Here is a 25,839-nt window from a genome sequence, read left to right as displayed (position 1 = left end):
AAAGCACTTGCCGGAACCGTCGCACGCTATCGTATGTCCCTCCGCAGACGGCGGCTCCTCAAGTCGGCGTCCGTCGTCGTGACCGGGGCCATCGCGGGCTGCAGCGTCGCGTCGAACGACGCGCCCGACACGACCGACGACCCCCGCGCCACCGGGACGACCGGTGCCCCGGACTACGGCCCGCTCCGGTTCCACGCCGACATCGTCGAACAGGCCTCGCCCGACGCACCGGCCAGCGCCGCGTTCCGGATCGAGAACGCCGGCTCCACGGACGTCGTCACCCGACCCGGCAGCCACGGTGCCGCCCCGTTCGAGTACCTCGAACCGCTCGCCGGCGACCCCGGCGAGTTCCTGCTGCTGCCGACCTCGACGAGTCGCGTCCAGCTCCGTCGCGGCGAGCCGACGAGACGGGACGGCTGCTGGCGGATCATCGACGCCGACGACGGCACGGCCTACCGGAGCCGGATCTCGACATCGGTTCCGACAGCGGTCCCCGCCGGTGCGTCGCACACGGTCCGACACGAGGTGTACTACCGCGGCCCGACCGACGGCTGTCCCACGCCCGGGGAGTACCGGACCGACGTCACGGTCGAGTACGGGCGGGACGACGGTGACGGCTCCGTGGAGTTGCCCACGCAGCGGGAACTGACGTGTCTCCTCCGGGTCGACTCGGAAGGGGAGCACTCGCTCTCGCTGTCCTGAGGCGCTCCCGGTTGGCCTCGGCGGCGAGCACCCGCCGGCTGGATTCGACGCCGGGGACGGCGCCCACGCGGCCGACTGGTTCGCAGAGCGGCACCACGTTCACCCCGGAACCGCAGCCGATGTCGATGACGGCGTAGCGGAGGTCGACGGACATCGGCTTCGTCGACCGTGAGACCGAGCCACAGGGTCGAAAAGTCACCGGCCTGGAGCCGTCGGGACGGTTGCGGTCTACTCCCCGGCGTCGACCTCGACCACCGGCTCGGCGCCCTCGGCCCCCTCCAGCCGCGATTCCGCCGGCTCGCCCTCCTCCGCGGTCGCCTGGAGGTCGTCGAAGAAGTTGTTGACGAGTCGGGTCGTGACGCCGCCGAGCGCGCGCTGGCCGAGGCTCGCGATGAGCCCCGACACCTCGGCGCTGGCCGTCCACGTCGCGAGGGTGCCACCCGCCTCAGTCGGCTGGAGGTCCATGTGTGCGGCCGTCTCGAAGGCGTTCCGGCTGGCGTTGCCGACCGCGCTCATCCGGAGCGTCGAGGGTTTCGTCGCCTCGACCACGGTCACCTCCACGTCGAACGTGGGGCTGACGCTGCCGACCTTCACCGACATCACGGCCTCGAGGTCGGACGGCGAGTTCTGCTTCAGTTCCTTCATGCCGGGCGCACAGTCGGCGATGACGTCGGGGTCTGTGAAGTACGGCCACAGCTCCTCGGGCGGCATGTCGAGCTCGAACTCGCCCTCGAACTCGATCACGCTGGCTCACCTCCCGTGCCGCAGGCCCGGTCGTACGCCGTCTCGAGCGCCCGACGGCCGTACTCCCCCGCCACGTCGAGCTTGAACTCGCGGTCGGCGTGCATCTCCTCGGACGGCTCGGCGGCCTCGCGGGCGGCGTCCCCGGCCTCGTCGAGCGTCGCGTCCGAGAGCGGCTCGCCCTCGACGGCGGCCTCGGCGTCGGGGACGTGCAGCGGGACGTCCGCGGCGTTCGCCAGCGCGAGGCGCGCGTCCTCGACGACGGGCGCGTCCGCGTCGGGGTCGTCGACGCGGACCGACGCCCCCGCCGAGATGGTCGGCCAGGTCTGTGCAGCACGTTTCAGCTCGTCGAACGCCATCCCGGTCCGTTCTGGCGGGAACGGCCCGCGTGGCACCGAGACCGACTCGATGAGCTCCGCCTCGGCCATGTCGGTGAACATGTAGGCGATGAAGAATTCACGGGCGTCGACCGTGCGTGTGCCGTCGGGGCCACGGAGCGTGATGTCGCCGTCGAGCGCGACCAGGGCGGCCGGGTAGTTGCCGGCCGGGTCCGCCTCCCCGAGGCTCCCGCCGATGGTGCCGCGGTTGCGGACGCTCGGGCCGGCGATCTGTGCGGCCGCCTCGGGCAGCATCGGGACGTGCTCGGCGAGTCGCGTCGACTGCGAGATGCTGCGGTGTGTCGTCAGCGCGCCGACGCGGACCGCGTCGTCCTCGACCGCGACGAAGTCGAGCTCGTCGATGCGGCTCAGGTCGACGATGTTCGCGGGCGTCGCCAGCCGGTTCGACATCACGATGCCGAGCGACTGGTTACCTGCCATGAACTCTGCCTCCTCCAGCTCGGCCGCGAGTTCGACTGCTTCAGCGGGCGAGGTGGGACGGTGGTACTGGAACTGGGCTGGCTTCATTGTGGCTGTTGGGACTGACCGACTCGGGCGGTGTTCGACGAACGATACCCAATACCACGGCAGGACGCCGTATTAAATCTTGGCGTGTGTGAGCACACCGCTTGTCGGTGCAGCGGCGAACTTTCATTACCTCCCGCCGTGTGGTTCACTGTCATGCTCGACGGCTACGAGATGCACGACCTGACGCAGCCGTGGTCGCAGGACACGCCGGCCTGGCCCACCTACGATAACCCGAAGATCTGGTACGAGAAGAGCCTGGACACGGAGAAGGTCAACGGCCAGAAGATCGAGTTCATGAACCACACGGGGACACACCTCGACGGCGAGAAGCACTTCATCGCCCACGGGCGTGACATCGAGTCGATGTCGCTCGACGAACTCGTGGGCGACGCCGTCGTCGCCGACATCTCCGACGAGGTCGGGGACTACGACATCTACACCAGCGAGATGATAGAGGACGTCTGCGACGTGCGCGAGGGCGACATCCTGTTCATCCACACCGGCTACCAGGAGTACGCCTGGCACCGCGAGGCGGCCGACCCGCACGCCTTCTTCTGCAAGCACCCCGGCCCGAACATGGAGTTCGCGGAGTGGTGCAAGGAGATGGACCTCAACTACCTCATGCTCGACTGCGGGAGCGCGGACCACCCGATGAACACGGTCATCCGCGACGTGCGCCCCGAACTCGCCCGCGAGGCCCGCGAGAAGCACGGCGTCGACGACCTCGACGAGATATTCCCGCCGGAGGGCTACCAGCTGATGCACACCGAGCTGTTCCCCGAGGGCATCGTCCACGTCGAGAACGCGCAGGTCCCCGCGGAGCTGCTGAACGAGCGCTGCCAGATCGGGACGTTCCCGTGGCGCTTCCGCGGCGGCGAGTCCTCGGTCTCCCGGTGCGTCGCCTTCACCGAGGCCTGAGCGGCCGTGTCGACCCAGCGTGCGGTCGCCCTCGACGAGTGGAGCGGCGACCTCGGGGGCGAGACGGGCGACCGACCCGAGCCAGGGCCCGGGGAGGTCCGGGTTTGCGCGCGCCTGCGGCGTCACGACCGACGTGGCCTCAACTCTCCGGACGGGCAGGCGGTGCCGGCGACAGTAGCCCTAACTTCCCGGCCCCCGTCGTCCCAGTCGACACCAGATGGCGTGGCACACCGAGGACGTCGAGGCGGTGTTCGAGGAGCTCGACTCGTCGCCCGACGGGGTCGACCCCGGGGAAGCGGCACAGCGGTTGGCGGAGCACGGGCCGAACGAGATACACACCGAGGCGGCCCGCGGGCCGCTGCGGGTGTTCCTCTCGCAGTTCACCAGCGCACTCATCTGGGTGCTGCTCGCCGCCGCCGCGCTCTCGCTCCTCGTCGGCCACGCCGTCGACGCCGTCCTCATCGCCATCATCCTGCTCGCGAACGGTATCTTCGGCTTCGTCCAGGAGTACCGCGCGGAGCAGAGTCTCGATGCGCTGCGGGAGCTGTCCGCGCCGGAGGTCGTGGTCCGGCGGGGCGGGGCGGAGCGGACCGTCCCCGCGTCCGAACTCGTGCCGGGCGACGTGCTGGTCCTCAGTGAGGGCGACGTGGTGCCGGCCGACGCGCGCCTCGTCGAGACGCACTCCATCGAGGTCGACGAGGCCGCGCTCACCGGCGAGAGCGTCCCCGTCGAGAAGTCCCCCGGCACCCTGCCCGCGGAGACACCCCTCGCGGAGCGCTCGAACACCGTCTACCGGGGCACGAGCGTAACCCGGGGGCGCGCCGTCGCGGTCGTCGTCGAGACCGGGATGGAGACCGAGGTCGGTGCCATCGCGACCGAGCTGCTCACCGCCGCGGAGACACAGACGCCGCTCCAGCGTAGCCTCGACGCGCTCGGTCGGCGGCTCGGTTTCGCGGTCATCGCGCTCGCCGGCATCGTCATCCCGGTGCTCGTCTACGGCGGCACGTCGTGGGTGCAGGCCGGACTGACGGGCGTCTCGCTCGCCGTCGCGGCCATCCCCGAGGGACTGCCTGCCATCGTCACGCTGACGCTCGCGCTCGGGGTGCGCAAGATGGCCGACGAGAACGCGCTCGTCCGCACGCTGCCGGCGGTCGAGGCGCTCGGGTCGGTCGACGTGGTCTGTACCGACAAGACCGGCACCCTCACCGAGGGCGAGATGCGCGTCCAGGCCGGCTGGGTGGCCGACGAGACGGTCGACCTCGCTGACGGGTCGGACGACGGCACCGCGGACACGGGTTCCGCCGCCGAGCCAGCCAGCGACGGCGGCGAGGTGCCAGACACCGCCGACCCGGTCGCAGCCGCTGAGACGGGCGACCGCGTGGGCCTCCTGCTGGAGATCGGCGCAGTCTGCAACGACGCGACGGCCGACGACGGCGACCCGACCGAACGCGCACTCGTCACGGCCGCCGCGGACCACGGCATCGACGTGGCGGCGCTCCGGGAGGCGCGCGAGCGCGTCGACGAGATATCGTTCTCGGCAGAGCGCAAGCGCATGGCGACCGTTCACGACGACGTGGTGTACGTCAAGGGCGCGCCGGGCGTGGTCCTCGAACGGTCGACGAGAATCCTCACCGCTGACGGCCCCGTCGAGCTGGACCAGGCGACCAGGGACCGCGTCAGCGAGCAGGTCGAGACGTTCGCCGACGACGCACTCCGGGTGCTCGCGTTCGCGTACAAGGACCGGAGCGACGACGGCGATACCGAGGAGAACCTCGTCCTCGTCGGGCTCCAGGGATTGCTTGACCCGCCTCGCAGGGAGGTGCGGGACGCCATCGCCGACACCCACCGCGCCGGCATCGGCGTGAAGATGATAACCGGCGACAACGCGGTCACGGCGGGCGCCATCGCCCGCGAGGTCGGCATCGAATCGGACGTCATGACCGGGAGCGAGGTCGCCGCGCTCTCCGACGAGGAGCTCCAGGCCCGGGTCGAGGCAGTGGACGTGTTCGCCCGCGCCGAACCCGTCCACAAGGTGCGCATCCTCCAGGCGCTACAGGCGGTGGGCTACGACGTCGCGATGACCGGCGACGGTGTCAACGACGCGCCGGCGCTGAAGAACGCCGACGTGGGCATCGCGATGGGTATCCGCGGCACCGACGTGGCCAAGCAGGCCAGCGACATCGTCCTGCTCGACGACAACTACGCGACCATCCGCACCGCCATCAGCCGCGGGCGGAAGATCTTCGACAACATCTGGAAGTTCGTCGCGTACCTGCTGAGCGCGAACGCCGCCGAGGTCGCGCTCGTGTTCATCGCGTCGCTCTTCGGCTACCTCGTCCTCCCGGCGGTCCAGCTGCTCTGGATCAACCTGCTCACCGACGGCCTGCCGGCACTCGCACTCGGCACCGACCCCGCCGGCGACGTGATGGACCGCGAGCCGCGCAGCCGGACCGCCGGTATCATCGACCGCGAGATGCTCACGTTCATCGGCGGTGCGGGACTCACCGTGACCGTCGTGATGCTCGGCCTGCTCGTCTACGTGCTCGACGGCGCGGCCAGCGTGACGCCGTACGCCATGACGATGGTGTTCACCGGCTTCGTCGTCTTCGAGTTCCTGAAACTGTACGTCGTGCGCTGGTCGCGGGGGACGCCGCTCGTCTCGAACCGGTGGCTCGCGCTCGCCGTCGGCGCGTCGCTCCTGCTCCACCTCTCGGTGCTGTACACGCCCCTCTCGGCGTACTTCGGCACCGTCGCCCTCGGGCTGGCCGACTGGGGCGTCATCGGCGCGGCGCTGCTCGTCGGCCTCGGCCCGCTGCTCGCCGTCGGCTCGCTGGTGCGGCGGCACACCGGCCACCAGGAGGACGACGATGACAACGACGGCGAGGGCGGCGGACTTACCCCGGAAGCAGCAGGTTGATGGCGGCGACGACGAGCCCCGCGACCCCCATCCGCGCCGCCGAGACGTACCACCGGTGCCCCGAGATGGAGCCCATGTACGCGCCGAACGTCGAGAGCACGCCGACGCCAAGGGCGACGCCGACGACGGCGGCCTCGGCCATGCTGAACACCGTCCCCTCGAACAGGAACGGCGAGAGGGGGACGAGCACGCCGATCAGCGGCCCGAGCCCGCTCGCGACGGCGTGGAACAGTCGCGCGCCGCGCTGCTCGCGCTGGATGCGCGTGTCGTCGAGGTCGGTGAGCATCGCGCGCTCGATGCGGCGTCTCTCCGCGCTCGTCTCGGCGCGTTCGATCTCCCAGACGCTCCAGACGGCCGACGTGGTGAGCCCGACCGCCGCGCCGAGGCCGATCTTCACGACCGTGATGCCATCGGGCACCCCGGTCAGCACCGCGCCGACGACGACCCCGATGCTGGTGAGCGTCCCGTCGAAGCCGTTCGAGATGAAGTACCGGCGGGCGATGGAGCGGACGTCCTCCTTCCCGAGCAGCCGCAGGAGCCGCTGGTAGGTCGAGGGCACGGTCAGTCCTGCGGGGTCCGGCGGACCTCGACGACCTGCTCCCCGCAAGCGACCTCGTCGACCGAGTGGACCGTCGCGCCGAGGCCCTCGACGGTCTCCTCGACCGCGTCGAACTCCACGGACTCGCCCTCGATGGAGAGCTTGACGTTCTGTACCTTCTTGTCGAGCTCGATGAGCGACGACGTGACGCCGTCGACGCTCTCTACATCCGAGAGCTGTCTGGTGAACTCGACGAGCGGTGGCTCGTGTGGTTTCAGGACGTCGACGACGAGACGGCGGACGGGAGCCATGGGGGCACCTTCCGGGGCTGAGGGCAAAAGCGTGGCTTCGATTCCGGCCCGGTGGGAGTCGCCGGCCAGCTCCGCGGTGTCGCCATCACTCCGTCGGCCGGACCGGGAGCTCGACGTGGGTCGGGTTCTCCGCCTCGTGGAAGACGGTGTTCTCCGCGACGCGCGTCTCCTCGCCGCCGTAGAGCGGCCCGCCGGTGTTGTGGTTCACGTCGAAGCGCGGCCAGTTCGAGGAGGAGACGTCGAGCCGGATGCGGTGGCCGGCGTCGAAGCGGTTCGCGGTGTCGTACGGCTCCATGTAGAACTCGTAGACGGTGCCGGGGTCGAGCAGGTCCGGCTCGTCGCGGTACCCCCGGTAGCGCCCGCGACAGATGGAGTCGGAGAGGTTGAGCGCGTAGCCGTCGGGGGAGCCCTCGCTCGCGGGGTACTCGTCGATCAGCTTCGCCGTGAAGTCGGTGTCCGGGCCGTCGGTCGCGCCGTAGACGCGGACGCGGATGGGCCCCGCTATCTCGACGGGCTCGTCCAGCGGCGGGGTGCGGAACACCTGCACGTCGTCGCGCTCCGAGAGGGGGCCGTACGGCTCGTTCGCGCCGAAGGTCCCCTCGTGCGTGCGCTGGTCGTAGCCGCCCCGCCCCGCGAAGTCGACGATGTTCCGGTCGCCGAGCGGGTACGCCTCGACGGACTCCTCGCGCGGCTCGTAGGTGAGGTAGGAGGAGGTGTTGCCGCCGATGGTCGGGACCGGGTCGTCGGGGTCGAACTCGTAGGTCGTCGCCGAGTCGGTCGCCGTCGGCGGGTCGGTGGAGAGCGTGCCGTCGCCGTGGGCGTAGAACCGCGTCATCTCCGTGCCCGCGGGCGGCCACTCGTCGGCGCTTCGCCACTCGCCGCCGTGGAACAGCTGGCCGTCGTCGGTCCGGTGGCCGTCGCCGGTGCCCATCAGGAAGTACTCGACGCGGGGCTGGTCGCTCCAGGCGTCCTCCCCGCGGAGGTAGTGGTCGAAGAAGCGCTTGCGCGTCTCGCGGTACTTCCGTGTCGCGTTCTCCCCGAACGCGAGGTCGCCGGCCGTCGGGTGCTCCCACGTCAGCGGCGGAAAGAGCAGTTGCTCGCTGTGGTCGTGGCCGCCGGGGAGCCGGGCGAGGTGGGTCCACGGCCCCAGCAGCAGGTAGTGGTCGGCGTCCTTGCGGTCCGCGAGGCCGACGAAGCTGTCGCAGGTCGCGCCGGTGTAGGAGTCGTACCAGCCCCCGGCGTAGACGGTGGGCACGTCCGCGCTCTCGTCGTAGTAGCGCTCGAAGTTGACGCCGGGGTTCCGCCAGCGGTCGTCGCTCGCGCTTCCCGTCTCCATGATGTCGAACGCCCACTCCTCGTACGCCGGGAGTTCGGCGAGCGCCGTCTCACCGCGTTCGACCGGACCGTCGCGCAGGACCTCGCGGAAGTCCACGTCAGCGAAGGTCTGCTGGACGTCTGGGTCGGCGAGGCTCTCGTGGGCGAAGCCCGCCCCGAGCGTGAACGCCCAGGAGAGCCAGCGCTGCTCGAACGCGCCGTTGTGCCGGAAGGTCTTCTCCCGGCCGTTGGCCGCGCCCATGTTGACGAACATCCCCGCGAGGCCGTCGGGGTCCTGCGTGGCGAGCGCGCTCTGGACCCACGCCCCGTAGGACGTGCCCAGCGTGGCGACCTGGCCGTCGCAGTAGTTCCGTTCGGCGAGCCACTCGACGGTGTCCGCGCCGTCCTCGGCCTCGTTGACGTGGATGTCGAACTCGCCCTCGCTGTCGAAGCGGCCGCGCACGTCCTGGATGGCGATGACGTAGCCGCGCGAGGCGTACCACTCGCCGTGCCGGGTCCGTCCGCCGGTCTTGTCGTACGGCGTGCGGTCGAGGATGACTGGCCGTGGCTCGTCGACCGGCTGGCGGGTATCGGGGTCGGCGGGTCGGTAGACGTCCGTGGCGAGCCGGGTCCCGTCCCGCGTCGGTACCATGACGTTCAGGTCGGCGTGGACGGCGTAGCGCGATTCGTTTGTCATGCTCCCACACACCGCCACGGCCCGCAAATAGCTTACCCCGCCGTCGGTCCCGCGCGACGAGGCTCGCGGCACACGGGGGCGACCAGTTTCAGTTTCTACGTGTCTGGGCCCGTGGGGTAACTGGTTGGGGTTCTGTGCTGTCCAGAACGGGGGCCGAACGTGTCATACAGCCCGTTTCCCGGCTTCAACGGCCAATTTGCCGTCCGAAACGACGACAGTTTTAATTACGATGTTTCTGATTGAAGCGGTATAGTGTGGCAGGTGGACACGTGGCACACTATCGGAGGCACGCATGAGTAACGAAGACGACACCGACGACCTGGAAGAGTTCGAAGAAGCAACGACACCGGAGGGGCCACAGGCGAGCCCCGAGGAATCGGCGGAATCCGATTTCGTCGAGTACGGAATCGAGGACAAACCACCGCTTTTGGAGTCGATTTTCCTCGGCTTCCAGCACTATCTGACGATGATCGGTGCGACGGTCGCGATCCCGCTCGCACTCATCAGCGTGATGTCCCTCCAAGGAGTCACCATCACGGACAGCCAACAGGCACAGCTCATCGGGACGTTCTTCGTCGTCTCGGGAGTCGCGACACTCGCACAGACGACGATCGGGAACCGGTACCCACTCGTGCAGGGTGGAACGTTCTCGATGCTGGCACCAGCTATCGCGATAATCTTCGCGCTCACCGCGGACGGTGCCGGCTTCGAACTCGTGATGCGCGAGCTTCAGGGCGCGATCATCGTCGCCGCCCTGGCGGAAGTCGTCATCGGCTACGCCGGCATCATGGGGACGCTCAAGCGCTACCTCTCGCCGGTCGTCATCGCACCGGTCATCGCACTCATCGGGTTGGCGCTGTTCAACACGCCACAGATAATCAACCCGACCGGGGCCGAGACCAGCCAGCAGAACTGGTGGCTCCTCGGTCTGACGCTCCTGCTCATCGTCGCGTTCTCACAGTACCTCGACAAGTACAGCCGCTACGTCCGGCTGTTCCCGGTGCTGCTCGGTATCGTCGCCGCCTGGATCGTCGCTGCCGCACTGTCGTTCACCGGGATGTACAGCGAGGGTGCCGTCGGGTACGTCAACTTCGAGGCAGTGACCAGCGCAACGCTCATCCAACCGGTCACACCCCTGCAGTGGGGCATGCCCGAGTTCACGCCGGCGTTCGCCATCGGGATGTTCGCCGGCGTCGTCGCATCGATGGTCGAGAGCTTCGGTGACTACCACGCCGTCGCACGGCTCTCCGGGGTCAGCGCGCCGAGCAAGAAGCGCATCAACCACGGCATCGGGATGGAGGGCCTCGGCAACATGTTCGCCGGCGTCATGGGGACGGGCAACGGCTCGACCTCCTACTCCGAGAACATCGGTGCCATCGGTATCACCGGCGTCGCGTCGCGCTACGTCGTCCAGGTCGGTGCCATCGTGATGCTCGTCGTGGGCTACGTGGGCTACTTCGGGCAGCTCGTCGCGACGATTCCCGCCCCCATCGTCGGCGGGTTGTTCATCGCGATGTTCGGACAGATCGCCGCAGTCGGTCTCTCGAACCTCAAGTTCGTCGACCTCGACTCCTCGCGGAACGTGTTCATCATCGGGATATCGCTCTTCGCGGGGCTCGCGATACCCGCGTACATGGGCACCTTCAGCGGGCCGGCCGAGTTCCAGACCGGTATGGAGAACGCGGCAGTCATCGGCCCGGTTCTCGGTGAGAAGCTCGTCTCGGATACCATCTTCGTCGTCGGCTCGACCGGGATGGCAGTCGGTGGGCTCATCGGGTTCGTCCTCGACAACACCATCGACGGGACCCGGGAGGAACGTGGCCTGGAGGACTGGGAGCGCATCGCCGAGGACGAGGGCGACTTCCAGTCCATCGTCGACCGGCTCGGTGGTGGGAGCGACGACGAACCCGCACCCGGTGCGGACTGAGTCGTCCACCGGCCCCGACGGTCCTCTGTTACCGAACGCTCGGTGCCGGACTCACTCGGACACGACGTCGACGTTGCACGTGTACTCGTCGGACACCGAGTTGTAGTGTATCGTGCCGGTCTCGCCGCACATCAGCTGTGTGGTGACCTCGTTCGTCGCGTCGGTGTGGTTAAGTGGACGTCGTGACTCGTGGTACCTGATGTCTGGGTCGCAACTCGACAGCGTCCTCCCCAGCGGCGAAGCACTCCGCTACACGGAGACCACGCGCTCGGGTGACCCACTGGGGCTCACGGACGAACGGCTACTCGTTCGGGTCGACGGGACCGTGACGAGCGTCGCGTACGACTCCATCGACGAGGTGACCGCGCAAGAGGTCGACTGGTTCGTCGGCGTGTTGAGCGTCGGGCTCGTCGGGTTCGGGCTGCTCTCGGTACAGCGAAACCCCCTCCTCGCCAGTGGCTTCGTCCTCGCAGGCGTCGTGAGCCTCGCCCTCGTCTACCGGAAACGGGGGAAGGTGGCGGTGAACGTCCACGACCGGCCGAAGCCACTCACGTTCCGCCTCGACGACGTACAGACGTTCCTCTCGCGGCTCGAGTCCCACATGAACGACTACGAGCAACGGTTGCACGAGCAGGGTGCTCCGTCCACCGACGGTCCCGGGTAGGTTTGCGCGTTCGAGCATCGCTCGACCGACGAGCACTGCCGTGACAACCGTTAACACGAGCCGGGGCGAAGCCGCGACCATGACCGACGACCTCCTCCCACGTGACCGCGCCGTCGAGCGCCTGCTGTCCCTCCGGGACGACGCGCTGGCCGCCCACGGCACCGATACCGTCGGTCCCGACGCGGTCGCGGGCCGCGTGCTGGCCGACCCCGTCGTCGCACCCGACGCCGTCCCGCCGCACGACTACGCGACGATGGACGGCGTCGCGTGCGACGCCGCCGACGACTACCCGCTCGCCATCGTGGGCGACGAGGTGACGCCGGACGACGACCCGCCGGAACTCGGGCGGGGCGAGGCCGTCCGCATCGCCACGGGCGCGCCGCTGCCCGACCGCGCGACCGTCGTCGTCAAGCGCGAGGACACGACAGTCGAGGACGGCGAACTCGCCGGCCCCGACCTCGCGCCCGGCACGCACGTCTACGAGCGCGGGAGCACCGTCGCGGCCGGCGAGACGGTGTTCCAGGCCGGCGAGCGCCTCTCGCCGAAGGACGCCGTGCTGCTGGACGACCTCGGTGTGGGGTCCGTCCGGGTTCGCGAGCGCGCGAGCGTCGGCGTCGTCGCGACGGGCACGGAGATACACGAGGGCAGCCAGCCCGACCGCGACTCGAACATGCTGCTCGGGCTGGCCCGCTCGTGGGGCCACGACGCCGTCCACGCCGGCACCGCGCCCGACGACGCCGACGCGGTGCGGGCGCTCCTGGCGGAGGCCGCCGAGGCCCACGACGTCGTCGTCTCGACCGGCGGCACGAGCGTCGGCCACGGCGACCACGTCGTCGACGCGCTGGCCGCGCTCGGCGGACTCGTCGTCCACGGCGTCGCGCTACGGCCCGGCAAGCCCGTGACCGTCGCGCACCTGCCCGAACACGACGCCGTCGCGGTCGCGCTGCCCGGCAAGCCCGTCGCCGCCCACACCGCCGCCTGTCTCGTCGCGCGGCCGTTGTTCACCGCCTCGCGGTCGCTCCCGACGGTGGCGGCGACCGCGACGGTCGACCTCGATGTCCCCGAGACGGACACAACCGGCGGAACGGCGGTCGAGTACGCCGTCCCCGTCGCCCTCGACGACGGTCGGACGACGCCCCTCGGCCACCCGGACTCCGGGCACGTCATCTACGGTCGGACGTTCGATCCGAGCGTGCTGGCCTCGTCGACGCATGCGACCCGGGCCGACGGACTCGTGCTCACACGGGACGGGTTCACGGCTGACGAGACCGTCGCCGTCGTGCCGTACGGGGCGGTCGAGTAGGTGTGAGTGGTGGCCGCCACGGGGCGAACGTTTTTGCCGTGGGGCGCGTCCACTTGTGTCATGGACCCCGACGGCCAGATTCTCGACGGTGTCACCGTAGTCGACCTGACGACGTTCGTCACGGGGGGGTTCGCGTCGCTGATGCTCGCCAACCAGGGCGCGGAGGTCATCAAGGTCGAACGCCCCGGTGTCGGCGACGACAACCGTCACTCGGGTCCGCCCTTCATCGACGGCGAGTCGCCCTACTTCTGGACCATCAACTACGACAAGCGCAGCGTCGAGCTGAACCTCAAGCACGAAGCGGGCCTGGCGGCGCTGTACGACATCGTCGCCGAGGCGGACGTGTTCGTCCAGAACTACCGACCCGGCACCGCCGATAAGCTACACGTCGACGAGGAGTCCATCCGCGACGTGAACGGCGACGTGGTGTACTGTGCCATCTCGGCGTTCGGCCAGACCGGGCCGTGGCACCAGCGCCCCGGCTACGACCTGCTCGTGCAGGGGATGAGCGGCATCATGAGCGTCACCGGCGAGCCCGACGGCCGACCCGTCAAGGTCGGGCTTCCCCAGACCGACCTCATCACCGCGATGTGGGCCGCCTTCGGCATCGTGACGGCGCTGTACCGGCGCGAGGTGACCGGCGAGGGCGAGTACATCGACCTCGCGATGCTCGACGCGACGCTGCCCTGGCTCACGAAGCAGGCCGGGAAGGTGTTCGCCGGCGAACAGCCCGAGCGCATGGGAACGAAGGACCCCGTGCTCGCACCGTACCAGACGTTCGAGACGGCCGACGGCCACCTCAACGTCGCCTGCCTGAACCGGAAGCTCTGGCGCGGGCTCTGTGACGCCATCGGGCGACCCGAACTGGCCGACGACGAACGGTTCGAGACGAACGCCGACCGCGTCGAGCACATGGACGAGCTGGAGGCCGAACTCGCGCCGGCGTTCGCCGAGCGACCCACCGACGAGTGGATGGACGTGCTGGTCGAGGACGCGGGCATCCCCGCCGGGCCGGTGAACGACCCCGAGGACGCGCTGTACAACGAGCAGACCGAGGCGCGAGGCGTGCTGTCGGAGCTCTCCGACGGCGAGCGGACGGTGCCGGTCATCGAACATCCGCTGCACTACGGCACGGCCGAGAGCGGCTTCGACCGCCTCCCACCGCAGCTCGGCGAGCACACACGGGACGTGCTCGCAGAGGTCGGCTACGACGAGGCCCGGCTCAACGAACTCGCCGCCGCGGGCGCGTTCGGCGGCGCGGAGTGAGTGCCACGCGGCCCGGTTATCAATATTAAAAACGGAAGGCGTTGTCATCGGTATGAAAACACATTAGTCGGATGGCACTCGACACCACTCGTATGGAGTTCGACATACGGAAGCGACCGAGCAACGCGATACTGCAGGTCACGATGGAGCGGGGGGAGTCGATGAAAGCGAAGACCGGCGCGATGGTCAGCCGGAGCGAGACCATGGACACGGAGGCCAACGTCGGCGGCGACGGCGGGCTCGGCGGCATGGTCAAGAGCGCAGTCAGCAGCAGCAAGGACCTCGTCACGAACGAGTTCACGGCACGCGAGTCCGGCGCACGCGTCGTGCTCGCGCCCGACCATCCCGGCGACATCGTCGCGTTCGACCTCGCCGAGACGGGTCGAATCAAGTCCCAGTCCGGTTCGACGCTCGCGTGGGGGGCGAACGTCAACAAGTCCTCGGCGATGAACGAGGCCGGGAACCTGTTCTCCTCGGGCCAGCTGAAGGTGCTCGCGCTCGACGGCACCGGCATGGCGTTCCTCTCGGCGTACGGCTCGGTGTACGAGGTCGACGTCTCCCCGGGTGACCCGGCCATCGTCGACGAGGACCACCTGGTCGCCTGGACCGACGGCCTGAACCTCGACCGGCAGAAGGACGGCGGCGTCAAGTCCGCCATGCTCGGCGGCGAGGGCTACGTCTCGAAGTTCTCCGGCGACGGCCGCGTCTGGCTCCAGACGCGCGACCCCATCGTCTTCCAGAACATGGGGGGCGGCGGTGGCGACGAGGAGAGCGGCGACGGTAGCCCGAGCGTCTCCGACTTCCTCTGAGGCGACGGCCCACCGCGACCGCGTTCTTGCAGACTGGAGACGAACGAGTACCGCCCGGTTCGACGCTTCCGCGGACTGTCCACGGAACCGACGGGCGACGGCCAGCTGTCTCGCTGGCGGCGGAGGCACGACAGATGTACCCCCGGTTGTATGCTCCTCATGGAGCCCAGCCTCCTCGAACAGGCCGGCGTCTCGCTCTGAGCCGTCCGGCACCCGCGCCGGGAGCGCTCAGGGCTCCAGCAGGTCGTCCAGCAACTCCCGAACCACGTCGAACTCCGCCTCGCTGATGCCGTGTTCCAGCCCCTCGTAGACGCGCTCGGTCACGTCGCCGTCGAGCGCGCGGAAGAGGTCGGCAGTCGCCCGAATTCGCTCGACCGGGACGTACTCGTCCGCGTCCCCGGCGCCGACGAAGACGGGTGTGCCGGCGAGCGAGCCGTCGGTCCCGGACGGCCGGGCGCGGCCCACCGGGCCGACGAGCCCGCCCGAGAGCACGACGGCGCCACCGAGCCGTCGCGGACGGCGGCGGAGGAGCTCCGTGACGACGGCCGCACCCTGCGAGAAGCCGAAGAGCACCGTCCGCTCGGGCGGGATGCCGGCGTCGTCGGCCTGGCCCAGCGCGCGCTCGACCGCATCGACCGCCGAGGAGAGGTGCGGTTCGTTGCGCTCGACAGTCCCCCGCCCGTCGTAGGGGAACCAGCGGCTCCGTGCCGCCTGCGGCGCGAAGAACGCGACCCCGTGCCGGTAGAACGATTCGGCGAGGTTGACGACCCCGTCGGCGGTCGCCCCGCGTCCGTGGACGAGGACGACGGCGACCTCGGCGGCCATGCTCGGTGCGCCGGCGGTGACGACCGGCTGGTCGGCGTGGGGGTCCGGCTCCTCGTCGCCCGCCGCGGCTGCGTCGGTGTCGTCGCCCGCCATCGCTCAGTCCAGCCCCGGCGCGGAGAGCGGCGGGAGCTGGGACTCGATGAGCTCGCGGTCCTCCTCGAACCAGTCCGGCAGGACCAGCGACTCGCCGAGCGTCTCGACGTCCTCGTCGCTGGTCAGCCCCGGCGTCTCAGTCGCCAGCTCGAACAGGATGCCGCCGGGGTCCCGGACGTACAGCGAGTGGAAGTAGTTGCGGTCCCGCACCCGCGAGACGTCGAAGTCGCGCTCGCGGAACAGCGAGTGCCAGTCGTACAGCTCGTCGACGCTGTCGACGCGGACCGCGACGTGCTGGACGGTGCCGATGCCCTCGCGACCGTACGCCGCGCCGCGGTCGAGCACGTCGACGACGGTGGCGTGGTCGCCGCCGGCGCGGTAGCGGACGCGCGTGCCCTCGGCGTCGTCGCCGTCGCGCTCGTCGGACTCGGCCCCCGCCGGCTCCTCGCCGACCAGCTCGAAGCCGAGCGTGTCGAGCATCCCGGCGGTCGCGTACGGGTTCGCCGACAGTGCGGTGACGCCGTGGATGCCGCGGATGGCGTGCTCCGCGGGGACGGAGCCGTCGGTCCAGGGCTCGACCGGGCTCTCGGCGGCGACGAGTTCGATGCTGGTGTCGGACGGGTCCGAGAACTGGAGCAGGCGCTCGTCGAAGCGCTCGACCGGCCCCGTGAACTCGATGTCGTGGTCGTCGAGGCGGTTGGCCCAGTACGCCAGCGACCCGGGGGGGACGGCGAAGCCGACCGACGCCCACTGTGGCTTGCCCAGGCGTGCGGGCACGTCGTTCGGGTACGGGAAGCAGGTGAGGACGGTGCCCGGCTCCGCGGTGCGGTTGCCGTAGTAGAGGTGGTAGGCGAGCATGTTCTCGTAGTTCACCGTTCGCTTGACGAACCGCAGGCCGAGCACCCCGACGTGGAACTCGACGTTCGCCTGTGGCTCGCCGACGATGGCTGTCACGTGGTGGATACCGGGCGAGTCTGTGAGCGTCGGCATTGGTCGTGGTTCGCGGGCCGACCCATTGTACCTGCCGCCGCTTCGTGACACCCTGACGGGGTCCCGGGACAGCTTTGGGGCCGCCGCCGAAACCGACGGCCACCATGGAGTACCTCCCGGCCCTCCGCGAGTACTGCGAGTTCGGCCCCGAACGCGTCTACATGCTGGTCGCGCTGGCACGGTCGAAGGAGAACGAGGGACGCGACCCCGACGGGCCGTCGGCCATCCGGAAGGTCGTCCGCGACGCGGACGGCCTCGACCGCGCGGTCGCGGAGCTAGACCACGCCGTCTCGCGGTTCGACGCGACGTACCGGCTCTACCTGACCGCCAACGCGCGCGACACCCAGCAGGCGCTGTTCGCGCTCCGTCGGTCGATGGACGACTGGCTGGAGGCGCGGCTCAACGGCTCCGAGGACGTGCTGCGGAAGTTCGGGCGGGTCGACAGCGAGTTCAAGTCCACGCTGCAGTCCGACGGCTGCCGCGACGAGACGAACTTCGTCTTCGACCTGGACGACGCGACGGCGGCCGACGCGGACGCCCTCGAAGCCGACCTCCGCGAGCGGACGACGGTCCAGCTCCGCCGGGAGACGCCGAACGGGTTCCACCTCGTCACCGCCCCGTTCGACTACAACGCGCTGGCGACCGACCTCGAGTACGAGCTGAAGACCGACGGGCTGGTGTTCGTCAGCTACCTCGGCGAGTGAGTCAGTCCGCCGGGGCGTCGTCGACCTGCGGGTTCAGCGAGCCGGTGTGGCTGTAGACGCCGACGAGCAGGACGACGCCCGCGGCGAGCGGGAGGACGGCGCAGGCGGCGTACACCGGGACGAACCCGAACGCCTCGACGGCCGGGAGCCCGACGAGCGGGCCGAGCCCGCCACCCACGTCGCCGAGGACGTTGTTCGTGCCCGTCGCACGGCCCATCCGGTCGCCCGGCGTGAGGTCCGCGAGCAGCGCGAGGAGCGGGCCGCCGACGCCGCCCTGGCCCGCGCCGATGAGCAGACACCCGGCGAGCAGGCCCGCTGCGGAGCCCGCCATCGAGAGCACCAGGAAGCCGGCACACGCGGCGACGAGGAACGCGAGCACGATGGGCACCCGCGCACCGACGCGGTCGCTCAGGCTCCCGCCGACGAGCATGAACACCGAGCCGGCGAGCACCGTCCCCGCCATGAGGAACCCCGAGGTCCCCTGTGCGGTGTAGCCGAAGACGGCGATGCCGCGTTCGCCGAGGAAGACGACGAGCGTCGAGAACAGCACGCCGACGTACGAGAAGTACAGGCCGAAGTTGACGAGGCCCGCCGTCAGCGCGGGGACGCTCCGGTCGATCTCCCAGGGCTTCACCGAGGACTTGGCCTCGGTCGCGTGGGTCTCGGGGACGATGGCGTAGGCGAGTCCGCTGGCGACGAGCGCGAACGCGGCGGCGACGGAGAACGCGACCGGGACGCTGTAGAGGTCGCTGACGACGCCCCCGAGCACGAGCCCGGCGGGGAAACCAAAGGTGATGCCCGCCCGGACGAACCCCATGCTGGTCCCCCGCGATTTGGCCTCGCTGACGTCGGCGGTGATGGTGTACGCCGTCGCGAACACGAGCGCGCTGCCGAGCCCCCAGGCGACCCTCGCGAGCAGGAACCACGCCTCGGGGGCCGCCGCCTCGATGGCGACGTTGTAGCCGAGCGTCGCCACCCCCTCGATGGCCAGCCCGGCGATGAACGGTTTCCTGGTCCCGATCCGGTCGACGAGCGCGCCCGCCGGCGCGTTGGCGACCAGCCTGACGAACCGGTTCGCGCTCAGGATGAGCCCCACCATGAACGACGAGATGCCGAGCACCGCGCCGAGGTTCGGCAGGATGGGGAAGACGACGCCGCCGCCGAACCCGACGAAGAACGTACAGGCGATGACGGCGGCGACGACGGCGCGCGGTCGGGTGGCCCGCATGGCTCGGACGTGGACGGGGCCGCACAACTGTCCGTCGGTCCCGGCGAGCCGCCGGGTCGGCCCCCTGCTGCCCGGCTACGGCTCGCTGCCCCGCCGCCGCGCACCGGCGAGCGACCCGAAGAAGCCGTAGTAGGCGACCACGCCGCCGGCCAGCGCGAGGTGGTACGCCCACCGCGGGCTGCCGAGCCCCCGGAACAGCGCGGTCACGACGGAGACCCAGACGACCGCGAACGCGAGGTCGACGGCCATCCCGGAGCGGTGCTCGCGGACGTGGTCGACGAGGCTGGCGGTGTCGACCATCTCAGTCGTCCTCCCCGCGCTCGTCGACGACCATGACGGGCCGGTGCGTCGAGCGCAGCACGTTCTCGGTCACGCTCCCGAGCAGCACCCGCCGGACGCCCGAGCGCCCGTGGCTGCCCATCACGACGAGGTCCACGTCGTGGTCCTCGGCGACGTCCGCGATGACCTTGTGGGGCTGGCCCGCCCGGAAGTGCGCGCTCACGTCGACGTCGCGCTCGCGCCCCGCCTCGACGACGTGGTCCGTCGCCTCGCGGGCCGTCGCCTCCAGTTCGTCCATCTCGCCGAAGCGGCCGGACCGGACGCGGTCGACCTGTTCGGTGCCGAGGCTCAGCTCGAGCGCGTCCGTGTCGACGACGAACAGCGTGTCGACCGTCGAGTCGAACCGCTCGGCGATGGCGAGTGCACGTTCGACGGCGAGTTCGGCGGTTTCGCTACCGTCCGTGGGGATGAGGATTCTATCGTACATCGTCAGTCCTCCGTGGATTCGTTCGTATCGTCGGCAGCGGCGTCGGGGTCGTCGGCAGCGGCGTCACCGTCGAGGGCGGTGCCACCGTCGGTCACCGCGTCGGTGCCGCCGTCAGTGGCGGCGACCTCCTCGGCCGACTGCTGCTGTCCCATCGGCTCGGGGCTGTGGCACTGCCGCACGATGCGCTTTATCTCCTCGTCGGGCTCCGCGGTCGCCATCGAGACGAGGATGGTGACGGCGAAGACGATTGGCGTCCCCGCCAGCGCGGCCCCGATAGCCGGGAAGACGTCGGCGTAGAGGGGCACGATGGCACCGCTCTCGCCGGCGGTGAGGAAGCCGACGTACGCCGGCAGCACCTCGTTGACGATGGCGGCGAGCCAGATGAGCAGGCCGGTCGTCATGCCGGCGAGCGCGCCCTGCCGGTTGGCGTTCTCCCACCACAGCCCGAGGAAGAACATCGGGAACAGGACGAGCCCAGCGAGGCTGAACGCGTAGGAGACGAGCTCGCCGACCAGCGCGGGCGGGTCGAGCGCGAACAGCGTGACGACCGCACCGAGACCGACGATGGTCGCGCGGCCGACGAGGAGCTGCTGGCGCTGGCTCGCGTCGGGGTTGACGATGTTCGTGTAGATGTCGTGGGCGGCCGCCGACGAGGCGGCGATGAACAGCCCGGCGGTGGTCGCGATGGCGGCCGCGATGCCGCCGGCGGCGACCAGTCCGACGAACCAGGTCGGCAGGTTCGCGAGCTGGCTGGCGATGACGACGATGACGTCACCCTCCGCGCCGGACATCCCGTTCGCGCCGTACACCTCGCCGACGTTGTTCGCGTAGAGGTCGGTGCCGAAGGCGGCGAAGGCGGGTGCGGAGAGGTAGAGCAGGCAGATGAAGAAGAGGCCCCAGACGGTCGACCAGCGCGCGGTGCGCTCGCTCTCGACGGTGTAGAACCGGACGAGCACGTGCGGGAGCCCGCAGGTGCCGACGATGAGCGAGAAGGCGGTGGCGACCCAGATGTAGACGCCGCCGGTCGCGAACGGCTCGGTGAACTCGGCGTCGAGCTGTGAGAGCAGCGCGCCGTACTCGATCTGCGGGGCGACGGTGGAGTAGCCCTGGGTGAAGCCGACGGCGTACAGGCCGGCGAGGAACGCGACGATGAGGATGACGTACTGCACCGCCATGTTCTTCGTCGCCCCGAGCATGCCGGAGAGGGCGAGGTAGCCGACCGTGATGGCCATCAACAGCACGACCATGGTGACGTAGTCACCCCCGAAGACGTAGATGCCGACGAGCCCCATCCCGCGGGCCTGCCCGACGGAGTAGACGAAGCCGATGAGGATGGTGGTCAGCGCGGCGATGGCCCGCGCGGCGTCGGAGTCGAAGCGGTCGCCGACGAAGTCCGGCGCGGTGTACTTCCCGAACCGGCGCATCTGCGCGGCCAGGAAGATGAGCAGGATGAAGTAGCCCGTGGACCAGCCGACGACGAACGCCAGGCCGTAGTAGCCAGAGAGGGCGATGAGCGCCGCCATCCCGAGGTACGACGCCGCGGACATCCAGTTCGCGCCGATGGCCATGCCGTTCTCGACGTTGCCGATGGAGCGCCCGGCGACCCAGAGGTCCTCCGTGTCCGCGACGCGGAAGGCGTAGCCGATGCCGAGAAAGAGCAGGAGCATCAGCGAGACCATGATGGCCGGCACGAGTTTGAACGAGGCGTTCAGCGCGTCCGGCAGGAGCTGGAGCGGTCCGACTGCCGTCGTCATTCGTCGGTCCCTCCGTCGGTCGCGGGGACGGCGTCGGCGTCAGGCTCGGCCGTCCCGCCGGTCGAGTGGTCGATACCGTACTTCGTGTCGAGTTTGTCGCGCTGCCGTGCGTAGACGAACGAGAGCAGGAGCGCGCCGCCCGGCGCGCCGATGGCCGTCAACAGGTAGTGCAGCGGGAAGCCGAGGAGCGTCGTGCTCGTCATGAGGTCCGTCGCGAGATAGGTCGCGACGACCGGGCCGAAGACGAACAGGGCCCACACCGCGAACATCGTCCAGATGACCTTGAGGTGGTCCCGCATGAACGGCGTCGCGGGTTTGAACAGGTGTATCTCCGCGTCGAGGTAGTCGGCGGTGTCGTGGCCGCCGTCGGTCTCGACGGGTGCGTGTGCCTCCGTGTCGTGAGTGTCTGTGTCTGCCATGGTCCGTGTCGTGGTCGTGTGTCGTGTGGTCGTCAGCGGTGCAACAGCGGGAGCGAACGGTCGCGGGCCGGGACTGTCAGTCGTCCCCGACGCTCGCGGCGATGTCGTCGACGATATCCGGATTCCGCAGGGTGGAGGTGTCGCCGAGCGCCTCGCCGTTCGCGATATCCTCCAGGAGTCTGCGCATGATCTTGCCCGAGCGCGTCTTCGGCAGTTCGGGCGTGAAGACGACGGCCTCGGGGCGGGCGATGGGGCCGATGGCGTCCTCGACGGTGTCGATTATGTTCTCGCGCAGTGGCTCGTCGGGGTCGTAGCCGTCCTCGGTGATGACGTAGGCGTAGACGGCCTCGCCCTTCACGTCGTGGTGCCCGCCGACGACGGCGGCCTCCGCCACACCGGGCACGCCGACGATGGCGCTCTCTATCTCCATCGTCCCGAGCCGGTGCCCGGAGACGTTGAGGACGTCGTCGACCCGCCCCAGCACCGTGATGTAGCCGTCCTCGTCTATCTTCGCGCCGTCCTCCGGGAAGTACACCCAGTCGTCGGGGTCGTCGCTGTCGGTGTCGGAGTACTCGCTCCAGTACTCGGAGACGAAGCGCTCGTCGTTGTCGTACAGCGTGCGGAGCATCCCCGGCCACGGTCTGTTCACGGTGAGATAGCCGGCCCGCCCCTCCTCGACGGGGTCGCCGTTCACGTCGACGATGCGGACGTCGAGCCCCGGGAGTGGCGGGCCGGCCGAGCCGGGCTTCATCTCGCCGACACCGGGGAGCGTCGTCACCATCATGCCGCCTGTCTCGGTCTGCCACCAGGTGTCGACGACGGGACAGTCCTCGTCGCCGATGTGCTTGTAGTACCACTTCCAGGCGCGCGGGTTGATCGGCTCGCCGACCGTGCCCAGCAGCCGCAGACTCGACAGGTCGTGCGCCGCGGGGTACTCACTCCCCCACTTCATGAACGCACGGATCGCCGTCGGCGCGGTGTACAGCTGCGTGCAGTCGTACGCGTCGACGATCTCCCAGAGGCGGTCCTTCTCGGGGAAGTCCGGGGTCCCCTCGTACATCACCGACGTGGTGCCCAGCGAGAGCGGGCCGTAGACGATGTAGCTGTGCCCGGTGATCCAGCCGATGTCCGCCGAACACCAGTACGTGTCCTCGGGCTCGATGTCGAGCACCGCCTGGCTCGTCCAGGTGACCCACGAGAGGTAGCCGCCGGTGGTGTGTTTCACCCCCTTCGGCTCGCCGGTCGTGCCGGAGGTGTACATCAGGAACAGCATGTCCTCGGCGTCCCGGGACACCGGCTCGACGGTCGTGCCCTCGTTCGCCGCGACGAGGTCGGCGTACGCGTGGTCGTGCTCGCCCGTCGGGTGGTCGTAGGCGTCGCCGAGGCGGTCGACGACGACCGTCTCCACGTCGTGCTCGACGCCCGCGAGGCCGTCGTCGGCCTTCGCCTTGTGTTCGAGCGCGTCGCCGCGGCGGTAGTAGCCGTCGCAGGTGATCAGGTACTCCGAGTCGGCGGCGTTCATCCGCGTCGCGAGCGCGTCCGCCGAGAACCCCGCGAACACGACCGAGTGCGGCGCGCCGATACGGGCACACGCCAGCATCGCGATGGGGAGTTCGGGCACCATCGGCATGTACAGCGTCACCACGTCGTCCGCCTCGACGCCCAGGTCGCGCAGACCCGCGGCGAACTCGTTCACCTCGCGGTGGAGCTCCGCGTAGGTGTACGTGCGGTTCGCTTCGTCGGTCGGCTCGCCGATCCACTCGATTGCGGCCTCGTCGCCGCGTTCGTCGAGGTGGCGGTCGAGCGCGTTGTACGAGGCGTTCAGCTGACCGCCGGTGAACCACTCGAAGAACGGCGGGTTCGAGTCGTCGAGCACCTGGTCGTACGGCTCGTCCCAGTCGAGCAGGTCCGCCGCGCCCTCCCAGCACGCTGGCCAGTTCGCCTCGAACTCCTCGTAGATGTCCGGGTCCGAGACGTTTGCCTGCTCGACGAACTGTTCCGGTGGCTGAAACGCTGCCGTCTCCTCGAGCCGCGCCTCGAGGTCGACGTCGGGGTCGTCCGACATATGCCATCAGCCGACATGGCACGTAAAAAGCGGGGGCGCTAATCGGGGCTGGTCTGGTCCCGATCCAGACGGAACGGCCGTTCTCGGGCGCTCCAGCGGCTGAAACACGCGTTCGGCTGTCGCGGGTTTCTCCCCTGGCCGTCACCGTTGGCTTCGGCTCGCCACCGGCCGTCTCTAGACAGTTAGCCGCCGGTCGCGCTCGCCGCCGCCGAGCGGCGGTCAGCCCTCGAAGTACGCGTCGAGCAGCTTCGACTGGGCGACACGGAGGTGATTGTGCAGCGTCGGCGATGCGACGTCCAGCGAGTCCGCCAGCTCCTCCGCGGTCGACTCACGGGGCCACTGGAAGTAGCCGCCGTGGTACGCCGCCCGGAGGACCGCGGCCTGGCGCTCGGTCAGGTCGTCGCGCAGCGACGTCGAGAAACCCGCGCCGGGGTCGACCGTGCGCTCGACGGTCTCCTTCGCGCCGAGGCTCGCCGCCGGGTACTGCTCGGTCAGGGCGTCGACCACCGCACGCACGTCGGCGTCGGCCGCGACGGTCGCGACGAGCGAGCCCGCGCCGTCCTCGGCGACGTAGGACTCGACGCGGGCGTCGAGCTCGACGAGCGTCAGTGCCGGCGAGGACGCCAGCGCGAGCTCGACGACCGGGCCGTCGGCGGCGTCGTCGACGTAACGCACCCGTTCGACGCGCTCGTCGTCGGCGAGTGCGTCGGAGACGGCGTCGGGTGTCGCTCCCGCGACGACGGCGTACAGCACCAGCCCTGGGCCGCCCGGGACGACGCCGGTCACCTCGACGCGGTCGGCCGGCCCGGTCGAGATGTCGACGAGGACGGCCGCGGGGTCGCGGACCGAGAACCGCAGTTCGGTGACCACGTCGGCGACGAGCCGGCGACGGCGACGGAGCGCGTCGAGTGCCCGGCCGGCCAGTCCGCCAATCGCGACGAGGGCGTCGGTCTCGGCGTCGTCGACCGGCCTCGCGACGCCGACGCCGAGCAGCCGCTCCGCGCCCTCGGTCGCGCCGAAGGGGACACAGACGGCCACGTCGTCGCCCCCGAGGTCGAGGACGCGGTGTGTGCCGGACCGCAGGACAGCGTGTAGGTCGTCGGCGTGGTCCGCGAGGATGGTGTCGACGACGCCCCCGTCGAAGCCGGCGTGTGCCTGCCGCGCCAGCCCGTCGTCGGTCGCGCGGGCGACCCACGCCGACTCGTAGCCGTCGACGGCCACGAGACGGTCGCAGAGGCGGGTGGACAGCTCGTCCGTCGTCGTCACGGACGCGAACTCGCCGGCGAGCGTCGCGAGGAGTGCCACGGCGGCACGCGACCGGGCCGACAGGGTACCGTCGTCCGGCCCGTCCGCGGCGAGTGCCGCCGCGAGTTCGACGCCCGAGGGGTCGTCGAGGTAGGGCGCGAGGCCGGCGACGCTGTCGAACCCAGCCGCCGCAGCGACGACGCGCGGGTCGACGCCGGTCCGGAGGTGCCGGAGCAGGAACCGCTCGCGGAGGTCCCGGCTCGACACGTCCGCGAAGCGGGCTTCGCCCGTCGCCTCGGCCGCGCGGTCGGCCACTTCGCGGACGAGCATCTGCACGCGCCGCGGCGACACGTCGACGACCGGTTCCTCGGGGGCGCAGTCGGTCGCGTCGACGTACAGCCGGAGGTCGTGCGCCACGTCGGCGGGCAGGAACGCGGTCCGGTCCGGGAGGTCGAGCAGGAACGCGTCGTCGACCGGGACGACCGCGTCGGGCGTGACCTGTGTCACCTCCGCGGGACGGAGCCCGGCCTCGCCACAGAGGCGGCAGACGAGGTCCTCGCGGTGGCTCTCGGCGTGCCGCCGCAGTCGCTCGTAGCCAGCGTCGCCGAGGTGCCGACTCATCTGTTTCGTGGTTCCACAGCCAGCGAAATAGTTCTACTGCCTCTCGCATGCGTTCACCGGCAGTATAGAGTAGTAGCCCCTGTTGTCCCTCGGCTCCGGCCTGATTCGTTTCGCTTC

Annotated in this window: 23 protein-coding genes; 9 read left to right on the top strand and 14 right to left on the bottom strand. The window is 70.0% G+C overall.

What is annotated here, in order from left to right:
- Window positions 1-33: 33 nt before the first annotated feature.
- Window positions 34-702 carry a hypothetical protein gene (locus BLT27_RS05765; RefSeq protein ID WP_089732089.1) on the top strand — a complete coding sequence of 223 codons (669 nt, stop codon included), beginning with the start codon at window positions 34-36 and terminating at the stop codon, window positions 700-702.
- A gap of 228 nt (window positions 703-930) precedes the next feature.
- Here the strand turns inward: BLT27_RS05765 and BLT27_RS05760 are convergent, their stop codons facing one another.
- Together BLT27_RS05760 and BLT27_RS05755 are read right to left on the bottom strand one after the other, a co-directional pair.
- A complete protein-coding gene (locus tag BLT27_RS05760) occupies window positions 931-1,446 on the bottom strand; it encodes an SRPBCC family protein (protein ID WP_089732088.1) in 516 nt (171 codons plus the stop codon).
- Window positions 1,443-2,348, bottom strand: a complete 906-nt coding sequence (locus BLT27_RS05755) for an FAD binding domain-containing protein (protein ID WP_089732087.1) — start codon at window positions 2,346-2,348, stop codon at window positions 1,443-1,445. Before BLT27_RS05755 ends, BLT27_RS05760 begins: the two co-directional genes overlap by 4 nt.
- Before the next feature lie 153 nt (window positions 2,349-2,501).
- Between BLT27_RS05755 and BLT27_RS05750 the strand changes: the two genes are divergently transcribed.
- Window positions 2,502-3,266: a cyclase family protein gene (locus tag BLT27_RS05750; RefSeq protein ID WP_089732086.1), complete on the top strand. Its 765-nt coding sequence runs from the start codon at window positions 2,502-2,504 to the stop codon at window positions 3,264-3,266.
- A gap of 217 nt (window positions 3,267-3,483) precedes the next feature.
- On the top strand, window positions 3,484-6,183 hold the full coding sequence (locus BLT27_RS05745; protein WP_089732085.1) for a cation-translocating P-type ATPase: 2,700 nt from the start codon (window positions 3,484-3,486) through the stop codon (window positions 6,181-6,183).
- On the opposite strand, the gene BLT27_RS05740 is transcribed toward BLT27_RS05745, so the two are convergent.
- The 3 genes from BLT27_RS05740 to BLT27_RS05730 all read right to left on the bottom strand — a co-directional run bounded on the left by BLT27_RS05740 (window position 6,161) and on the right by BLT27_RS05730 (window position 9,043).
- Window positions 6,161-6,742 (bottom strand): VIT1/CCC1 transporter family protein, encoded by a 582-nt coding sequence (locus tag BLT27_RS05740; RefSeq protein WP_217639098.1) that lies wholly within the window; start codon window positions 6,740-6,742, stop codon window positions 6,161-6,163. The two genes, BLT27_RS05745 and BLT27_RS05740, sit on opposite strands and share 23 nt — an antisense overlap.
- Before the next feature lie 2 nt (window positions 6,743-6,744).
- Window positions 6,745-7,032, bottom strand: a complete 288-nt coding sequence (locus BLT27_RS05735) for a DUF211 domain-containing protein (RefSeq protein ID WP_089732084.1) — start codon at window positions 7,030-7,032, stop codon at window positions 6,745-6,747.
- An 85-nt stretch (window positions 7,033-7,117) separates the two neighbouring features.
- The gene (locus BLT27_RS05730; protein ID WP_089732083.1) at window positions 7,118-9,043 is read right to left on the bottom strand and encodes a CocE/NonD family hydrolase; all 1,926 of its coding nucleotides are present in this window, start codon (window positions 9,041-9,043) and stop codon (window positions 7,118-7,120) included.
- A 292-nt stretch (window positions 9,044-9,335) separates the two neighbouring features.
- Here BLT27_RS05730 and BLT27_RS05725 point away from each other — a divergent pair, with 292 nt between their 5' ends.
- The 5 genes from BLT27_RS05725 (at window position 9,336) to BLT27_RS05705 (ending at window position 15,012) form a co-directional block, all read left to right on the top strand.
- Window positions 9,336-10,970, top strand: coding sequence for a uracil-xanthine permease family protein (locus BLT27_RS05725; RefSeq protein ID WP_089732082.1), 1,635 nt, complete (start codon window positions 9,336-9,338; stop codon window positions 10,968-10,970).
- A gap of 199 nt (window positions 10,971-11,169) precedes the next feature.
- A complete protein-coding gene (locus tag BLT27_RS05720; RefSeq protein ID WP_089732081.1) occupies window positions 11,170-11,634 on the top strand; it encodes a hypothetical protein in 465 nt (154 codons plus the stop codon).
- 79 nt (window positions 11,635-11,713) lie between these two features.
- Entirely contained in the window at window positions 11,714-12,937 is a 1,224-nt protein-coding gene (locus BLT27_RS05715; RefSeq protein WP_089732080.1) for a molybdopterin molybdotransferase MoeA, read from the top strand.
- A 60-nt stretch (window positions 12,938-12,997) separates the two neighbouring features.
- Window positions 12,998-14,203: a CaiB/BaiF CoA transferase family protein gene (locus tag BLT27_RS05710; RefSeq protein WP_089732079.1), complete on the top strand. Its 1,206-nt coding sequence runs from the start codon at window positions 12,998-13,000 to the stop codon at window positions 14,201-14,203.
- A 92-nt stretch (window positions 14,204-14,295) separates the two neighbouring features.
- A complete protein-coding gene (locus BLT27_RS05705) occupies window positions 14,296-15,012 on the top strand; it encodes a TIGR00266 family protein (protein ID WP_089732203.1) in 717 nt (238 codons plus the stop codon).
- Window positions 15,013-15,240: 228 nt separating this feature from the next.
- Here BLT27_RS05705 and BLT27_RS05700 read toward each other — a convergent pair whose 3' ends face one another.
- Both BLT27_RS05700 and BLT27_RS05695 read right to left on the bottom strand, forming a co-directional pair.
- Complete coding sequence (locus BLT27_RS05700; protein WP_089732078.1) at window positions 15,241-15,930, bottom strand: alpha/beta hydrolase; 690 nt, start codon at window positions 15,928-15,930, stop codon at window positions 15,241-15,243.
- 3 nt (window positions 15,931-15,933) lie between these two features.
- On the bottom strand, window positions 15,934-16,920 hold the full coding sequence (locus BLT27_RS05695; RefSeq protein ID WP_089732077.1) for a ring-cleaving dioxygenase: 987 nt from the start codon (window positions 16,918-16,920) through the stop codon (window positions 15,934-15,936).
- 104 nt (window positions 16,921-17,024) lie between these two features.
- On the opposite strand from BLT27_RS05695, the gene BLT27_RS05690 reads away from it, so the two are divergent.
- On the top strand, window positions 17,025-17,624 hold the full coding sequence (locus BLT27_RS05690; protein WP_089732076.1) for a hypothetical protein: 600 nt from the start codon (window positions 17,025-17,027) through the stop codon (window positions 17,622-17,624).
- Between the two features lies 1 nt (window position 17,625).
- On the opposite strand, the gene BLT27_RS05685 is transcribed toward BLT27_RS05690, so the two are convergent.
- From BLT27_RS05685 to BLT27_RS05655, 7 genes are all read right to left on the bottom strand, one after another.
- Window positions 17,626-18,852 carry an MFS transporter gene (locus tag BLT27_RS05685; protein WP_089732075.1) on the bottom strand — a complete coding sequence of 409 codons (1,227 nt, stop codon included), beginning with the start codon at window positions 18,850-18,852 and terminating at the stop codon, window positions 17,626-17,628.
- 75 nt (window positions 18,853-18,927) lie between these two features.
- Window positions 18,928-19,152: a DUF8119 family protein gene (locus BLT27_RS05680; protein ID WP_089732074.1), complete on the bottom strand. Its 225-nt coding sequence runs from the start codon at window positions 19,150-19,152 to the stop codon at window positions 18,928-18,930.
- A 1-nt stretch (window position 19,153) separates the two neighbouring features.
- Entirely contained in the window at window positions 19,154-19,618 is a 465-nt protein-coding gene (locus tag BLT27_RS05675) for a universal stress protein (protein ID WP_089732073.1), read from the bottom strand.
- Window positions 19,619-19,620: 2 nt separating this feature from the next.
- Window positions 19,621-21,372 (bottom strand): VC_2705 family sodium/solute symporter, encoded by a 1,752-nt coding sequence (locus BLT27_RS05670; protein WP_089732072.1) that lies wholly within the window; start codon window positions 21,370-21,372, stop codon window positions 19,621-19,623.
- A complete protein-coding gene (locus BLT27_RS05665) occupies window positions 21,369-21,791 on the bottom strand; it encodes a DUF4212 domain-containing protein (RefSeq protein WP_089732071.1) in 423 nt (140 codons plus the stop codon). Before BLT27_RS05665 ends, BLT27_RS05670 begins: the two co-directional genes overlap by 4 nt.
- 76 nt (window positions 21,792-21,867) lie before the next feature.
- Window positions 21,868-23,856: an acetate--CoA ligase gene (acs, locus tag BLT27_RS05660; RefSeq protein WP_089732070.1), complete on the bottom strand. Its 1,989-nt coding sequence runs from the start codon at window positions 23,854-23,856 to the stop codon at window positions 21,868-21,870.
- Between the two features lie 219 nt (window positions 23,857-24,075).
- Complete coding sequence (locus BLT27_RS05655; RefSeq protein ID WP_089732069.1) at window positions 24,076-25,722, bottom strand: bacterio-opsin activator domain-containing protein; 1,647 nt, start codon at window positions 25,720-25,722, stop codon at window positions 24,076-24,078.
- Window positions 25,723-25,839 lie beyond the last annotated feature (117 nt).

The organism is Haloarchaeobius iranensis, assembly GCF_900103505.1.
Taxonomy (GTDB): domain Archaea; phylum Halobacteriota; class Halobacteria; order Halobacteriales; family Natrialbaceae; genus Haloarchaeobius; species Haloarchaeobius iranensis.
The sequence above is the reverse complement of the archived record's forward strand: the minus strand, read 5'-3'. Positions and strand labels throughout refer to the sequence as shown.

What these genes read in the sequence shown, in the direction of transcription:
- BLT27_RS05655 (WP_089732069.1), bottom strand. Translation starts at nt 25,722, where the DNA reads ATGAGTCGGCACCTCGGCGACGCTGGCTACGAGCGACTGCGGCGGCAC.
- BLT27_RS05675 (WP_089732073.1), bottom strand. Translation starts at nt 19,618, where the DNA reads ATGTACGATAGAATCCTCATCCCCACGGACGGTAGCGAAACCGCCGAA.
- BLT27_RS05725 (WP_089732082.1), top strand. Translation starts at nt 9,336, where the DNA reads ATGAGTAACGAAGACGACACCGACGACCTGGAAGAGTTCGAAGAAGCA.
- BLT27_RS05685 (WP_089732075.1), bottom strand. Translation starts at nt 18,852, where the DNA reads ATGCGGGCCACCCGACCGCGCGCCGTCGTCGCCGCCGTCATCGCCTGT.
- BLT27_RS05765 (WP_089732089.1), top strand. Translation starts at nt 34, where the DNA reads ATGTCCCTCCGCAGACGGCGGCTCCTCAAGTCGGCGTCCGTCGTCGTG.
- BLT27_RS05755 (WP_089732087.1), bottom strand. Translation starts at nt 2,348, where the DNA reads ATGAAGCCAGCCCAGTTCCAGTACCACCGTCCCACCTCGCCCGCTGAA.
- BLT27_RS05690 (WP_089732076.1), top strand. Translation starts at nt 17,025, where the DNA reads ATGGAGTACCTCCCGGCCCTCCGCGAGTACTGCGAGTTCGGCCCCGAA.
- BLT27_RS05700 (WP_089732078.1), bottom strand. Translation starts at nt 15,930, where the DNA reads ATGGCGGGCGACGACACCGACGCAGCCGCGGCGGGCGACGAGGAGCCG.
- BLT27_RS05720 (WP_089732081.1), top strand. Translation starts at nt 11,170, where the DNA reads ATGTCTGGGTCGCAACTCGACAGCGTCCTCCCCAGCGGCGAAGCACTC.
- acs (WP_089732070.1), bottom strand. Translation starts at nt 23,856, where the DNA reads ATGTCGGACGACCCCGACGTCGACCTCGAGGCGCGGCTCGAGGAGACG.
- BLT27_RS05705 (WP_089732203.1), top strand. Translation starts at nt 14,296, where the DNA reads ATGGAGTTCGACATACGGAAGCGACCGAGCAACGCGATACTGCAGGTC.
- BLT27_RS05695 (WP_089732077.1), bottom strand. Translation starts at nt 16,920, where the DNA reads ATGCCGACGCTCACAGACTCGCCCGGTATCCACCACGTGACAGCCATC.
- BLT27_RS05735 (WP_089732084.1), bottom strand. Translation starts at nt 7,032, where the DNA reads ATGGCTCCCGTCCGCCGTCTCGTCGTCGACGTCCTGAAACCACACGAG.
- BLT27_RS05680 (WP_089732074.1), bottom strand. Translation starts at nt 19,152, where the DNA reads ATGGTCGACACCGCCAGCCTCGTCGACCACGTCCGCGAGCACCGCTCC.
- BLT27_RS05730 (WP_089732083.1), bottom strand. Translation starts at nt 9,043, where the DNA reads ATGACAAACGAATCGCGCTACGCCGTCCACGCCGACCTGAACGTCATG.
- BLT27_RS05710 (WP_089732079.1), top strand. Translation starts at nt 12,998, where the DNA reads ATGGACCCCGACGGCCAGATTCTCGACGGTGTCACCGTAGTCGACCTG.
- BLT27_RS05670 (WP_089732072.1), bottom strand. Translation starts at nt 21,372, where the DNA reads ATGACGACGGCAGTCGGACCGCTCCAGCTCCTGCCGGACGCGCTGAAC.
- BLT27_RS05750 (WP_089732086.1), top strand. Translation starts at nt 2,502, where the DNA reads ATGCTCGACGGCTACGAGATGCACGACCTGACGCAGCCGTGGTCGCAG.
- BLT27_RS05715 (WP_089732080.1), top strand. Translation starts at nt 11,714, where the DNA reads ATGACCGACGACCTCCTCCCACGTGACCGCGCCGTCGAGCGCCTGCTG.
- BLT27_RS05745 (WP_089732085.1), top strand. Translation starts at nt 3,484, where the DNA reads ATGGCGTGGCACACCGAGGACGTCGAGGCGGTGTTCGAGGAGCTCGAC.
- BLT27_RS05665 (WP_089732071.1), bottom strand. Translation starts at nt 21,791, where the DNA reads ATGGCAGACACAGACACTCACGACACGGAGGCACACGCACCCGTCGAG.